14 protein-coding genes are annotated in these 12714 nt (G+C 53.9%); 12 read left to right on the top strand and 2 right to left on the bottom strand.

Features of this window, described 5'->3' with window-relative positions; genetic code table 11:
* Positions 1-43: 43 nt before the first annotated feature.
* Entirely contained in the window at positions 44-949 is a 906-nt protein-coding gene (locus AACU55_RS10445) for a bestrophin family protein (protein WP_134706989.1), read from the bottom strand.
* Here AACU55_RS10445 and AACU55_RS10440 point away from each other — a divergent pair.
* Positions 899-1198 carry a hypothetical protein gene (locus AACU55_RS10440; protein ID WP_191996173.1) on the top strand — a complete coding sequence of 100 codons (300 nt, stop codon included), beginning with the start codon at positions 899-901 and terminating at the stop codon, positions 1196-1198. The two genes, AACU55_RS10445 and AACU55_RS10440, sit on opposite strands and share 51 nt — an antisense overlap.
* 856 nt (positions 1199-2054) lie before the next feature.
* On the opposite strand, the gene fliE is transcribed toward AACU55_RS10440, so the two are convergent.
* The gene (gene fliE, locus AACU55_RS10435) at positions 2055-2369 is read right to left on the bottom strand and encodes a flagellar hook-basal body complex protein FliE (RefSeq protein ID WP_013575795.1); all 315 of its coding nucleotides are present in this window, start codon (positions 2367-2369) and stop codon (positions 2055-2057) included.
* Between the two features lie 282 nt (positions 2370-2651).
* Here fliE and fliF point away from each other — a divergent pair, with 282 nt between their 5' ends.
* From fliF to fliP, 11 genes are all read left to right on the top strand, one after another.
* On the top strand, positions 2652-4361 hold the full coding sequence (fliF, locus tag AACU55_RS10430) for a flagellar basal-body MS-ring/collar protein FliF (protein WP_015690044.1): 1710 nt from the start codon (positions 2652-2654) through the stop codon (positions 4359-4361).
* A complete protein-coding gene (gene fliG / locus AACU55_RS10425; protein WP_013575797.1) occupies positions 4358-5350 on the top strand; it encodes a flagellar motor switch protein FliG in 993 nt (330 codons plus the stop codon). Before fliF ends, fliG begins: the two co-directional genes overlap by 4 nt.
* Positions 5351-5474: 124 nt before the next feature.
* Positions 5475-6128 (top strand): flagellar assembly protein FliH, encoded by a 654-nt coding sequence (gene fliH, locus AACU55_RS10420; protein ID WP_369794788.1) that lies wholly within the window; start codon positions 5475-5477, stop codon positions 6126-6128.
* Entirely contained in the window at positions 6128-7492 is a 1365-nt protein-coding gene (gene fliI, locus AACU55_RS10415) for a flagellar protein export ATPase FliI (RefSeq protein WP_013575799.1), read from the top strand. Before fliH ends, fliI begins: the two co-directional genes overlap by 1 nt.
* Positions 7493-7513: 21 nt before the next feature.
* The gene (fliJ, locus tag AACU55_RS10410) at positions 7514-7960 is read left to right on the top strand and encodes a flagellar export protein FliJ (RefSeq protein ID WP_013575800.1); all 447 of its coding nucleotides are present in this window, start codon (positions 7514-7516) and stop codon (positions 7958-7960) included.
* Positions 7957-9345, top strand: a complete 1389-nt coding sequence (locus AACU55_RS10405; RefSeq protein ID WP_134706988.1) for a flagellar hook-length control protein FliK — start codon at positions 7957-7959, stop codon at positions 9343-9345. Before fliJ ends, AACU55_RS10405 begins: the two co-directional genes overlap by 4 nt.
* Positions 9346-9553: 208 nt before the next feature.
* A complete protein-coding gene (gene fliL / locus AACU55_RS10400) occupies positions 9554-10054 on the top strand; it encodes a flagellar basal body-associated protein FliL (RefSeq protein ID WP_037034434.1) in 501 nt (166 codons plus the stop codon).
* A 7-nt stretch (positions 10055-10061) separates the two neighbouring features.
* Positions 10062-11084, top strand: a complete 1023-nt coding sequence (fliM, locus tag AACU55_RS10395; RefSeq protein WP_013575803.1) for a flagellar motor switch protein FliM — start codon at positions 10062-10064, stop codon at positions 11082-11084.
* Positions 11077-11493: a flagellar motor switch protein FliN gene (gene fliN / locus AACU55_RS10390; RefSeq protein ID WP_013575804.1), complete on the top strand. Its 417-nt coding sequence runs from the start codon at positions 11077-11079 to the stop codon at positions 11491-11493. Before fliM ends, fliN begins: the two co-directional genes overlap by 8 nt.
* Complete coding sequence (gene fliO, locus AACU55_RS10385; RefSeq protein ID WP_013575805.1) at positions 11493-11930, top strand: flagellar biosynthetic protein FliO; 438 nt, start codon at positions 11493-11495, stop codon at positions 11928-11930. Before fliN ends, fliO begins: the two co-directional genes overlap by 1 nt.
* Complete coding sequence (fliP, locus tag AACU55_RS10380) at positions 11927-12709, top strand: flagellar type III secretion system pore protein FliP (protein WP_013575806.1); 783 nt, start codon at positions 11927-11929, stop codon at positions 12707-12709. Before fliO ends, fliP begins: the two co-directional genes overlap by 4 nt.
* Positions 12710-12714: the final 5 nt, after the last annotated feature.

The raw sequence follows: 12714 nt of genomic DNA, 5'->3' as shown, positions 1-12714 counted from the left end.
TTGCACTGATTAATAATTAGCCAATTCGTGCGCACAATCACATCTACGTCAGACGGAAGCGCGGATCCGGCATCGGGGTATCCGGCAGTTGTGTCTGATTGTTCATCTCACGCAGGTTAATCTCTACGTTGGTACACATGGCATCCAGCGGCAGATGGTTATTGGCCAGACCAAAAGGCATTTCCAGCTCTTCCGCCAGCGTATCAAGCGACAAAAAACTATAAGAAATAAAACCTGACACCAGCAACGTCATGTAGTGCAAATCCACCACCAGTGCAAACGGCAACAAACTACAGAACAGATATACCGTCCTGTGCAGCAACAGACCGTACGCAAACGGAATCGGCATGCTAACGATGCGTTCACACCCACCGACCACTTGTGAAAGCTGTAACAGCGTGGAATCCATATGGGTATAGACAATATCCGACAGTTCACCGCTGCGGCGTCGTTCAGCCAGCCATTGTGACAACCGCAGCTGAACCATATTTGTCGGCGCACGGCGCGACAGAATATCTTCCGCATCGTCACCCAGCAAACGCTGAAGATCCGGACGCGGATCACTGTGACGCAACTGGTGCTTAAGGCTGAAACAGAACGCCAGCAGCAACGCAGTCACGCGCTGCGCCTCTCCCGGACATACGGCCATCACCTGACTTTGTAATGTCCGGCAGGCAATCAGCAAACCACCCCATAATTGCCGCGCCTCAACGTAACGCGCATACGCGACGCTGTTACGAAAGCCGAGGAAGATCGCAATAGAGACGCCGAGCAGGCTGAAAGGCGCGAGTGTGAGTTTCACGCCAAGGGTCTCATACCAGGGAAGAGTGAGAATGGCGGCAAGTGACATCAGTAAATTGAGACTCAGACGGAACAGAATACTGGGCAGGACAGAACCATGCCAGGCGAACAAACGCAAGAACCAGTGACGAGGGGGACGGATTATCATTTTGTGCAGGTGCTTTATGCAGGTGAAGCGTTTTTTTTTGCGATTCTGGCAAATAAACCTGCCCATGCAAAGGACAATTTTGTGACACCGGTAACATTTTTTCTGAAACTTACAGTTCTCCGTTACAACTCGCCGGTTATCCCATTCACAACGCTGATTTATTCCCTCTGCAACCTCAAGTTACTGCCCGTTAAGGTCGATAATAGTAACAGGAGGAAAGTAAATAAAGTGGCCAAAATTCCCCCATAACTGACTTCCTGTAACAATTCGATCAGATGCTCCGTAAAGATGCAACTCACCCTACTGACGTGAAGGACTGGAGCCATGAACATAATGTTAAGTATTGCGATGGTCACAGGTATTGCGGCATGGTTCTTTATCAGCTCATCAATAGATGATATCCGAAACGATTATTGAGTGATTCACAACCCCGCCGGGCGGCATCCCGTCCGGTCATTTTCAATCATGAGCGGTGTTAATTTCATTGTCTTTTTCATCTCTTAAATTAAACTTTTTATAACGTAACGTTTTGAAGCAATAATTACGCTTACTTCACGCCGAAATAGATTGTCAGTTTATGTCAATCTGAGAGAGCATGGCGGAAAATTTAAGCATGGTGTACTGATGAAAATTCTTTTTATTGTACTCATCGTTCTGGCGGTCATCGGGTTGTTGATCTGGCTGATACTCCGGTCAGCCGCGAAGGATGCTGATAATGATTATTAATCATTTTCCCCTGCCTGCGCATGAATCTACAGGCTTCATAAGAATTACCGGGCAATAAATATCCGAACACCAAACTTAATACAAATTAAAATCAATGGTGTCAGATTGTAAAAATCCGGGTGAAATAACTCGCATGATGATTAACAAGCTAATTAAAAGCTATGATGCGAATAACAATGGTAAAAGTACGCCTTAAGCGTAAAAAAAGGATGTGTTTCTGATGTTATTTATTAAGTGAAATAGGAAGGAGAAATAATTAGCAGTTATTAATACAAATTAACCAGTTAGCAAATAATATTTTCATTGTGTTAAATGGAGGTGATAACAGGGCAAACTTTTTGCTCACCCCCTGCACCCGCTTTATCTGCCAGATTCCCCCCTACACCGACATGTTCATCACATCCTGATACGCTGCTACCAGTTTATTTCTTACCTGGACCCCAAGCTGCAATGAAATCGAGGATTTTTGCAGATCAACCATCACGTCGTTCAGACTGACACCGGGAACCCCCATCTCCAGCTTTTCAGATTCCAGTTTTGCGTTGTTCTGGGTCTCGCTGATCTTACCTAATGCCGCTTTTAATTCGCTGGCAAAACCGGCCTCTGATGCGGTATCGGTCTTTGGTGCGGCACCGGCCTGGATAGCCGTGGCCTGCATCTGCTGTAAAACGCTCTCAATGCCTTGAATTGACATGCTTTCTCCGGTTATCGGGGTGTCGGTGAACAAATGACTTCTTTCATGGAATGACACCCTATCACATCAGTTTTTTCCTAAACGCGGTAATTGAACCTAAAAACCATGGCTTATCGGGCCATTAACTTTGCGTTAAGCGGCAAATAATGGCTCACCTAGAAAATAGGCCTGCCTGTATGGAGGACTGAAAAATGTCACGCTTCAACGATTGCGCACTTGGGAGTCTGTTTTGTTAAGAGACAACATGAACACCACCATTCAACAGCTAAATAGGGATCTTGTATGAGTTCCGCAATAGCCGGCGCAGAAACCCCTCCAAGCGGTTTTACTGCGTTGCTTAATCGCCTGCGCGCCAACCCAAAAGTTCCTATCGCCATCGCTGCTGCGGCAGCCGTGGCTATTGTTGTTGTCATGATGCTGTGGGCTAAGCAGCCTACTTATAAGGTGCTCTTCAGTAATCTCGGTGACCAGGATGGCGGCGCCATCGTCACTCAGCTGACCCAAATGAACATTCCTTATCAGTTTTCTGATAACGGCGGTGCGTTGCTGATCCCTGCCGACAAAGTGTATGAAACGCGTCTGAAACTGGCGGCTGCCGGTTTACCTAAAGGCGGCGCGGTTGGTTTTGAATTAATGGATCAGGAAAAATTCGGCATCAGCCAGTTTAGCGAGCAGATCAACTATCAGCGCGCGCTGGAAGGTGAGCTCTCACGTACCATCGAAACGCTGGGCCCGGTCAGCAGCGCCCGCGTCCATTTAGCCATTCCTAAGCCTTCCTTATTTGTCCGCGAACAAAAAAACCCTTCCGCCTCTGTGACCCTGAATTTACAGCCGGGGCGTGCGCTGGATGACGGCCAGATCAACGCCATCGTTTATATGGTGTCGAGCAGTGTTTCCGGCTTACCGCCTGCGAACGTTACCGTGGTGGATCAGAGCGGTCATCTGCTGACGCAATCTGATAACAACGGGCGTGACCTGAATGCTTCCCAGCTGAAATATGCCAATGAAGTGGAAGGCCGTCTGCAACGTCGTATCGAGTCCATTCTGCAACCGGTGGTCGGCAACGGTAACGTGCATGCGCAAATCACCGCGCAGATTGATTACGCCAGCCGTGAACAGACAGATGAAAACTATCAGCCAAATGGTTCAGCCGATAAAGCGGCTGTGCGGTCACGTCAGTTAAGCACCAGCGACCAGATTGGCGCGTCATCGGTCGGCGGCGTGCCGGGTGCACTGAGCAACCAGCCTGCTCCGGCAGCGACGGCACCGGTGACGACCCCGCCGGCGGCAAACAATGCAAATGGCACACAAAATCAGACCGGCAATAATGCGCAAAATGCAGCCACCACCGCGAATGCCAATGTGCCGTCCAACCGTCGTCGTGATGAAACCACCAACTATGAAGTTGACCGCACCATCACGCATACCCAGCACAGCGCTGGCGCCGTTCAGCGTCTGTCTGCGGCGGTTGTCGTTAACTACCAGGTCGGACCGGATGGCAAAGCGAAGCCGCTGACTGACGATCAGTTGAAGAAAATTGATGATCTGGTACGCGAAGCGATGGGCTTCTCTCAGGAGCGTGGCGATACGCTGAACGTGGTGAATACACCGTTCAACGAAGCGGCTGACGATTCCGGCGAGCTGCCGTTCTGGAAACAACAGGCGTTCTTCGATCAGTTACTCAATGCAGGTCGCTGGTTACTGGTGCTGATTGTGGCCTGGCTGTTGTGGCGCAAGATGGTTCGTCCGATGCTGCGCAAACAGCAGGCAGAGAAAGATGCCGCAGCCGCAGCCGCGCTTGCCGCCACCATGCCACAGCCTGAAGGCAGTAAACCGGTCAAACTCAGCAATGACGAGCTGGAAAAACGTAAACGTTCACAACAGCGTGTCAGTGTTGAAGTTCAGACCCAACGTGTGCAGGAGCTGGCCGATAAAGATCCTCGTATCGTCGCCCTGGTTATCCGCCAATGGATGAGTACCGAACAACCATGACTATGACCGGAACCGAAAAAAGCGCCATTTTGATGATCACGCTGGGTGAAGACCGCGCGGTGGAGGTGTTCAAACACCTCTCCCCTCGCGAAGTGCAGCAAATCAGTGGCGCGATGGCGAATATCCATCAAATTTCTAACAAACAGCTGGCGGAAGTGCTGAACGAGTTCGAGGACGAATCCGAGCAGTACGCCGCACTGAGCGTCAATACCAGCGAATATCTGCGTGCGGTACTGACCAAAGCGCTGGGCGAGGAGCGTGCGTCAAGCCTGCTGGAAGACATTCTGGAATCGCGCGAAACCACCAGCGGCATGGAAACACTGAACTTCATGGAACCGCTGATGGCAGCCGATCTTATCCGCGACGAACATCCGCAGATTATCGCCACCATCCTCGTTCACCTCAAACGTGGTCAGGCTGCCGATATTCTGGCGCTGTTCGACGAGCGTTTGCGCAACGATGTCATGCTACGTATCGCGACCTTCGGCGGTGTCCAGCCAGCGGCGCTGGCAGAACTGACCGAAGTGCTGAACAACCTGCTCGACGGCCAGAACCTCAAACGTTCGAAGATGGGCGGTGTTCGTACTGCGGCAGAAATTATCAACCTGATGAAAACTCAGCAGGAAGAAGCGGTTATCGAAGCCGTTCGCGGTTACGACGGCGAACTGGCGCAGAAAATTATCGACGAGATGTTCCTGTTCGAAAACCTGGTGGATGTGGACGACCGCAGTATCCAGCGCCTGTTGCAGGAAGTCGAAGGCGAATCGTTACTGGTTGCACTGAAAGGGGCGGAACAGCCATTGCGCGACAAATTCCTGCGCAACATGTCGCAACGTGCAGCAGATATCCTGCGCGACGATCTGGCAAACCGCGGACCGATGCGTATGTCTCTGGTCGAGAACGAACAAAAAGCAATTCTGCAGACGGTTCGCCGCCTGGCAGAGTCCGGCGAAATGATGGTTGGCGGCGGCGAGGATTCTTATGTCTGATGCTCCTAATACTGACTCACCAGAGTCTGACAAACCGGCACCGGAAAAGAAAACGGCGGAAGAACGTCATGCTGAGCGCATCAATGCTTTGCCATGGCAGCGGTGGAGACCGGGCGACCTCAGAATGCCCGTCTTTACCACGCCCGATGAACCTTTGCTGGCCGGCAGCGAGCCAGAGCAAGACGACGGTCTGCCAAAAGTTCAGGTAGACCAGAATGAATTGCTCAATCTTCAGCGTCACGCCGAACAACAGGGTTTCCAGCAGGGTCTCGAAGCCGGACAGAAACAAGGTTACGCCGCCGGTTTCCAGCAAGGTCTGGAAGCCGGGCAGCAGCAGGGTTTGCAGGAAGGTCAGCAACAGCAGGCGGTTCTGACTGAACACTGGCAGCATATGGTTTCTGACTTCCAGCAAACACTGGATGCGCTGGACAGCGTCATTGCTTCCCGTCTGATGCAAATGGCGCTGACTGCCGCTAAACAGATTATTGGTCAGGCGCCGATTTGTGACGGTTCCGCCCTGCTTAATCAGATCCAACAACTTATCCAGCAGGAACCGATGTTCAAGGGCAAACCGCAACTGCGCGTTAACCCGGCAGATTTCGAGCGTGTGGAACTGCAACTGGGAGCCAGCCTGAGCATGAACGGCTGGCGACTGCTGGCTGACAGCCAGATCCACAGCGGCGGCTGTAAAGTCAGTGCCGAAGATGGCGATATGGACGCTTCGCTGGCCACCCGCTGGCATGAACTGTGCCGTCTCGCCGCACCGGGAGATCTCTGATGACCGCCCGACTGAGCCGTTTGCTGAAAACGCTGGATGACGCGGAAAAACGCATGGCGCGCACGCCGTCAGTCCGTCGTTATGGCCGTCTGACGCGGGCAACCGGTCTGGTACTGGAAGCCACCGGTTTGCAGTTACCGCTGGGTGCGACCTGCCTGATTGAGCGCCATGACGGGCCGGTCGTGCAGGAAGTCGAAAGTGAAGTGGTCGGCTTCAACGGTCAGAGCCTGTTCCTGATGCCACTGGAAGAAGTGGAAGGCATTTTGCCGGGCGCGCGGGTGTATGCCCGTATTGCCGCCGACGGCCAGACCGCAGGTAAACAACTGCCGCTCGGTACGCAATTGCTCGGCCGTGTGTTAGATGGCAGCGCCAAGCCACTGGATGGATTACCGCCGCCGGACACCGGCTATCGCGCGGCGCTTATCACGCCGCCGTTTAACCCGCTGCAACGTACCCCGATCACCGATGTTCTGGATGTCGGCGTCCGCGCCATTAACGCCCTGCTGACCGTGGGTCGCGGACAGCGTATGGGGCTTTTCGCCGGTTCAGGTGTCGGGAAATCCGTCCTGCTCGGCATGATGGCGCGCTACACCAAAGCCGACGTGATCGTGGTCGGACTGATTGGTGAACGTGGCCGTGAAGTCAAAGACTTTATTGAGAACATTTTGGGCGACGAAGGTCGTGCCCGTTCTGTGGTTATCGCAGCACCGGCTGACGTCTCTCCTCTTTTACGTATGCAGGGTGCCGCTTACGCCACGCGTATCGCCGAAGACTTCCGCGACCGCGGTCAGCACGTATTGCTGATTATGGATTCCCTGACCCGTTATGCCATGGCGCAGCGTGAAATCGCCCTGGCGATCGGCGAACCACCGGCCACCAAAGGCTACCCACCTTCCGTGTTTGCAAAACTGCCTGCGCTGGTTGAACGCGCGGGTAACGGCATCAGCGGCGGCGGCTCGATTACCGCGTTTTATACCGTACTGACCGAAGGGGATGACCAGCAGGATCCGATTGCTGACTCCGCCCGCGCCATTCTTGACGGCCATGTGGTGCTGTCGCGCCGTCTGGCGGAATCCGGCCATTATCCGGCAATCGATATTGAAGCGTCGATCAGCCGTGCCATGACCTCGCTTATTGACGACGCCCAGTACGGGCGCGTTCGTAATTTCAAACAATTGTTGTCCAGCTACCAGCGCAACCGTGACCTGATCAGCGTCGGTGCATACGCCGCAGGCAGCGATCCGATGCTCGATCGCGCTATCAAGCTGTATCCGCAGATGGAGAACTTCCTGCAACAGGACATCATGGAACGCAGCACATATGAAGACGCCTGTCTGGAACTGAACATGTTGTTCCCGGGCTAAACCAAGATAAGCGAGGCATAAATGGAAAGTTCATCGCCGTTAATCACACTTTGCTCGCTGGCGCAAAAAGCGCTGGATCAGGCGACCAGTCATTTGGGCCAAATCCGACAATCGCAACGTCAGGCTGACGAGCAGCTCACCATGCTGCTCAATTATCAGCGTGAATACCGGGAAAAACTCAATTCCACCATGACCGACGGGATTGCTGCGAATACCTGGCAAAACTACCAACAGTTTATCGGCACACTGGAAGTGGCGATTGAGCAGCACCGCAAACAGCTACAACAATGGGATCAGCGGCTGAATATGGCGGTTAACCAGTGGCAGGACAAGCAGCAACGGCTCAATGCGTACCAGACGTTGCAAACCCGCGCCAGTGAGCAGCAACGTTCTCTGGAAAATAAGATTGATCAAAAGCAGAACGATGAGTTCGCCCAGCGCAGCGCACACAGGAAGAAACAACCATGAATCTGAATATTTTGCCTGCAGCCGTTACCACGGCGAAGACCACTGCGAGCGCGGCGACCGGCAGTGCCTCTGTCAGTACGTCACCGGCAACGGACGTCAGTGCGATCTCCGAGCCGGGCGCTACCAGCCCGGCGGATTTCGCCAGCCAGCTTGAAGCCCAGCTTGGCGAAAAAGTGGATCCGAAAATCACCAGTACGTTAGCCAAACTCGGCCAGCAAATCTCTGCCAAAGGGGTGGTCGTCGATAAAACAACCCTGACGCAGGCAGTGACTTCTGGTGAAGAAGACGGCAGCCTGATGCTGGATGAAAGTGATCTGAGCAAAATGATCGCCGCGATTCAGATATTGCCGACCGGCAATCTGAAAGGCACGGGCTCCGTCCCGGTCAAAGATGCCGCCCTGAGCGATAAAGATAAAGACAGCACTGACGCCGGTGCTGACCTTTCTGTTCAGTCATTGCTCGCGCAACTTGCGGCGCAGCAGCAACCGGCTCAGCAGATTCAAACCGCTACCACCGTCGCCACGCAAACCGTCAGCAGCGAGCCCACCACAACCGATAAGCAGAGTTCACTGCTCGCCGGTCTGACCGCCTCTTCCTTACTGACGGCTGATGGCAAAACCGCCGCAGTAACGGACACCGATCCGAAAGCAGCGGCAGCCGCCTCAGGCAATACCGCGTCGGGCTCCGCACAACATGCCGCCAGCAGTAAAGCGGCCACCAGCAACACACCTGATTTTAGCAGCGCGCTGGCGTCAATGAGCGCAGCAGCCGGCAATGCCGCGGCTCTGCAGCAAAATGACAGCCGCGCTGCCGATAACGGCACGCAGGCACTGAATCAGCTCAACACCGCCGCCGTTGCTGTCTCTTCCGCGCCGGTTTCCAGCACGCCAACCATGACCAGCGCCGTGACCGCGCCAACAACGCCGCTGCTTAATGCACAGCTCGGTACACCGGAATGGCAGCAACAGCTGGGTCAGCAGGTGATGATGTTCAACCGTCAGGGGCAACAGACCGCGGAGCTTCGTCTGCATCCGGCTGATCTGGGTTCTATCCAGATCAGCATGAAGATTGAAAACAATCAGGCACAGCTCCACTTTGTGTCCGGTCACAGCGGCGTGCGCTCGGCAATTGAAGCCGCCATGCCGGAGCTTAAAACCGCGCTGGCAGACAACGGCATCAGCCTGGGTCAGAGCAGCGTCGGCAGTGACAGTTCGCAGTGGCAGCAAGCCCAGCAGCAAAGTCAGTCCGGTTCGCAGCAAGGTAATGCCGCCAGTTGGGCGGCGTTCAGCTCCGGCAGCACTACCTCTGCCAGCGATGCCTTGCCGGTTCCGGCCTCCCTCGCTTCACGGGTCAGCGGCAACAACAGCGTGGACATTTTTGCGTAGGAGTTTGCGTAAAAGTTCGCAGAATTGTTTCAGATAATTGCTGACGGTCAGTTCGTCCTTAATTCAAACGGCAGAGCTGACCTTATTTACCCCGCCTATTCTGACTATTGAACAACGGGATAAGCGGGATAATCGTTTTCAGAATTGACTCAGCAGTGTGGTGCTTCTCGCGCCAGACGGCTCATACTTACAGGAAATCGCCTCATCCATGTCTGACTCTGCTCTCTCGGCGTCGCGTAAAAAAAAGCGGCCGTTAATGATCATTCTGCTGTTACTGATTGCCATCGGAGCCTGTGGTGCGGCCGGTTACGCCTGGTGGATGTTGCACAAGCAACAATCCGGAAATGGAACACAGACGACTGAAGTGAAAAAGAACGAACCGCCTGCGGCACCGATTTTCCTGGCACTGGATACCTTCACCGTTAACCTGCAAACGGCGGATAACGATCCTGACCGCGTGCTGTATGTCGGGCTGACCCTGCGTCTGCCGGACGAAAAAAATCGCGCTACGCTTAATGAATACCTGCCTGAAGTTCGCAGCCGCCTGCTGTTGCTGCTCTCCCGTCAGAAGTCGACGGAGTTAGCCAGCGAAGCGGGTAAACAACAGCTGGTTCAGGACATCAAACAGGTTCTGGACGCGCCACTGGTCAAAGGTCAGCCTCCTCAGGTGATCAACGACGTGCTTTTCACTGCTTTCATACTGCGATAAACAAATTATGGGCGACAGCATACTTTCACAGGCCGAGATCGACGCGCTGCTCAATGGTGACAGTGACAGTGATAATGCAAGCAACACGGCGGCTGCAGCAAAGACTGCCGCGTCTGATGACGGTGTAAAACCTTTTGACCCTACGACGCAGCGTCGCGTTGTGCGCGAGCGGTTGCAGGCTCTGGAAATCATTAACGAGCGTTTTGCCCGTCATTTCCGTATGGGTTTGTTCAACCTGTTGCGCCGTAGCCCGGACATCACCGTAGGTGCGATCAAAATCCAGCCCTACCACGATTTCGCACGCAACTTACCGGTGCCCACCAACCTGAACCTTATCCACCTGAAACCTCTGCGCGGCACGGCGCTGTTTGTGTTCGCACCGAGCCTGGTGTTTATCGCAGTGGATAACCTGTTCGGGGGCGATGGTCGTTTTCCGACCAAAGTGGAAGGCCGCGAATTTACTCACACCGAACAGCGCGTGATTAAGCGCATGCTCAGGCTGGCACTGGATGCCTACGAAGATGCCTGGAGCGGCGTTTACAAACTGAGCGTTGAATATGTGCGTGCCGAATTGCAGATCAAATTCACTAACATCACCTCTTCCCCGAACGACATCGTGGTGACCACGCCGTTCCATGTGGAAATCGGTGCGCTGAGCGGTGATTTCAACATCTGTATTCCGTTCAGCATGATCGAACCTTTACGTGAGTTACTGACCAATCCGCCGGTCGAAAACTCACGTAATGAAGAAAGTCAGTGGCGTGAAAACCTGGTGCATCAGGTTCAGCAGTCTGAGCTCGAACTGGTGGCGAATTTCGTCGAAATCCCGCTGCGCCTGTCGCAGATCCTGAAACTGAAACCGGGCGATGTACTGCCGATTGAGAAGCCGGACCGCCTGATCGCTCACGTCGATGGCGTGCCTGTGCTGACCAGCCAATATGGCACCTTAAACGAACAATACGCCCTGCGCGTTGAACATTTGATCAACCCAATTTTAAATTCTCTAGATGAGGAACAGCCCCATGAGTGACACCAATAAACCGTCTGACGCCGGATCGGATAACGTTGACGATTTATGGGCTGATGCGTTTAACGAACAACAGTCTGCGGGCGGCGCGAAAGCGTCAACTGACGGTGTTTTCGCCGCGCTGGGTGCCCAGGACGGAACAGGCAGTTTGCAAGATATCGACATGATCCTCGATATTCCGGTGAAACTGACCGTGGAATTAGGTCGCACTAAAATGACCATCAAAGAACTGCTGCGTCTGTCGCAGGGTTCCGTGGTGTCGCTCGACGGTCTGGCCGGTGAACCGCTGGATATCCTGATCAACGGTTATCTGATTGCTCAGGGTGAAGTGGTGGTGGTCGCCGATAAATACGGCGTGCGTATCACTGACATCATCACCCCGTCCGAACGTATGCGTCGCCTGAGCCGCTGATGAGCCAGAATGCCGCGACGGATTCTCCGTACATTTCCGGCCCGGTCAATCACGCCACCACCCAGGCATCACCTCAGGCGATGCCTGCCAGTTCTGTACTGACACAAGTCAGTACTGTACTCGGCGGCATCCTGCTACTGATCCTGTTTATCGGCTGGGTGGTTAAGCGTGCCGGTTTCGCGCCACAGTCTAAAAATAACAAACTGCTGAAAGTGACCGCCAGTGTACAGGTCGGTCGCAGTGAAAAAGTGGTGATCGTGGAAGTCGACAATACCTGGCTGGTGCTGGGCGTGACGGCGCAAAACATCACCCCGCTGCATACGCTGAGCGCGCCTCCGGTTGAACAGACGCCAGACTCAGGCAATCCCAATCACCCACCCGCTGATTTCCGTCAGCTGATGCAGAAAATGTTGAAACGTCCGGGAAAGCAGGCATGACCTTGTTGAAATCCGCCCTTACCGCTGCCCGTCAGCGCCCTGTTCGCCTGGTCACTCACCTGTGTCTGCCGCTGCTATTGCTTGCCAGCCCGGCAGCTTTTGCACAGTTACCGGGGATCATCAGCCAGCAGATGTCTAACGGGACACAAAACTGGTCGCTGCCGATTCAGACGCTGGTGTTTATCACCACACTGACCCTGTTACCTGCGATGCTGCTGATGTGTACCAGTTTTACCCGCATCATTATCGTGCTGGGTTTACTGCGAAATGCACTGGGTACACCTTCCGCGCCGCCAAACCAGGTGCTGCTCGGCCTTGGCCTGTTTCTGACCTTCTTCGTGATGGCACCGGTATTCGACAAAATTTACAGCGATGCTTATCAGCCCTTCAGCGAAAACAAGATCACCATGCAGGAAGCAATGGACAAAGGCGCTCAGCCGTTACGCCAGTTTATGCTGCGCCAGACCCGCGAAAGCGATCTGGCTTTGTATGCGCGTCTGGCCAACATCCCGCCTCTTGCAGGCCCGGAAGCCGTGCCGATGCGTATTTTGTTACCGGCTTACGTCACCAGCGAACTGAAAACCGCTTTCCAGATTGGCTTCACCGTATTCATACCGTTCATGATTATCGACCTGGTGGTCGCCAGCGTACTGATGGCGCTGGGGATGATGATGGTGCCACCCGCCACCATTTCACTGCCGTTCAAGCTGATGTTGTTCGTGCTGGTCGATGGCTGGCAACTGCTGCTCGGATCGCTGGCGCAGAGTTTTTACAGTTAATTCAA

The organism is Rahnella sp. CJA17(1/100) (genome assembly GCF_963881615.1).
GTDB lineage: Bacteria > Pseudomonadota > Gammaproteobacteria > Enterobacterales > Enterobacteriaceae > Rahnella > Rahnella aceris.
This window is presented reverse-complemented; position numbering and strand designations above follow the sequence as displayed.

What these genes read in the sequence shown, in the direction of transcription:
- AACU55_RS10440 (WP_191996173.1), top strand. Translation starts at nt 899, where the DNA reads ATGCCAGGCGAACAAACGCAAGAACCAGTGACGAGGGGGACGGATTAT.
- AACU55_RS10445 (WP_134706989.1), bottom strand. Translation starts at nt 949, where the DNA reads ATGATAATCCGTCCCCCTCGTCACTGGTTCTTGCGTTTGTTCGCCTGG.
- fliE (WP_013575795.1), bottom strand. Translation starts at nt 2,369, where the DNA reads ATGTCAATTCAAGGCATTGAGAGCGTTTTACAGCAGATGCAGGCCACG.
- fliF (WP_015690044.1), top strand. Translation starts at nt 2,652, where the DNA reads ATGAGTTCCGCAATAGCCGGCGCAGAAACCCCTCCAAGCGGTTTTACT.
- fliG (WP_013575797.1), top strand. Translation starts at nt 4,358, where the DNA reads ATGACTATGACCGGAACCGAAAAAAGCGCCATTTTGATGATCACGCTG.
- fliH (WP_369794788.1), top strand. Translation starts at nt 5,475, where the DNA reads ATGCCCGTCTTTACCACGCCCGATGAACCTTTGCTGGCCGGCAGCGAG.
- fliI (WP_013575799.1), top strand. Translation starts at nt 6,128, where the DNA reads ATGACCGCCCGACTGAGCCGTTTGCTGAAAACGCTGGATGACGCGGAA.
- fliJ (WP_013575800.1), top strand. Translation starts at nt 7,514, where the DNA reads ATGGAAAGTTCATCGCCGTTAATCACACTTTGCTCGCTGGCGCAAAAA.
- AACU55_RS10405 (WP_134706988.1), top strand. Translation starts at nt 7,957, where the DNA reads ATGAATCTGAATATTTTGCCTGCAGCCGTTACCACGGCGAAGACCACT.
- fliL (WP_037034434.1), top strand. Translation starts at nt 9,554, where the DNA reads ATGTCTGACTCTGCTCTCTCGGCGTCGCGTAAAAAAAAGCGGCCGTTA.
- fliM (WP_013575803.1), top strand. Translation starts at nt 10,062, where the DNA reads ATGGGCGACAGCATACTTTCACAGGCCGAGATCGACGCGCTGCTCAAT.
- fliN (WP_013575804.1), top strand. Translation starts at nt 11,077, where the DNA reads ATGAGTGACACCAATAAACCGTCTGACGCCGGATCGGATAACGTTGAC.
- fliO (WP_013575805.1), top strand. Translation starts at nt 11,493, where the DNA reads ATGAGCCAGAATGCCGCGACGGATTCTCCGTACATTTCCGGCCCGGTC.
- fliP (WP_013575806.1), top strand. Translation starts at nt 11,927, where the DNA reads ATGACCTTGTTGAAATCCGCCCTTACCGCTGCCCGTCAGCGCCCTGTT.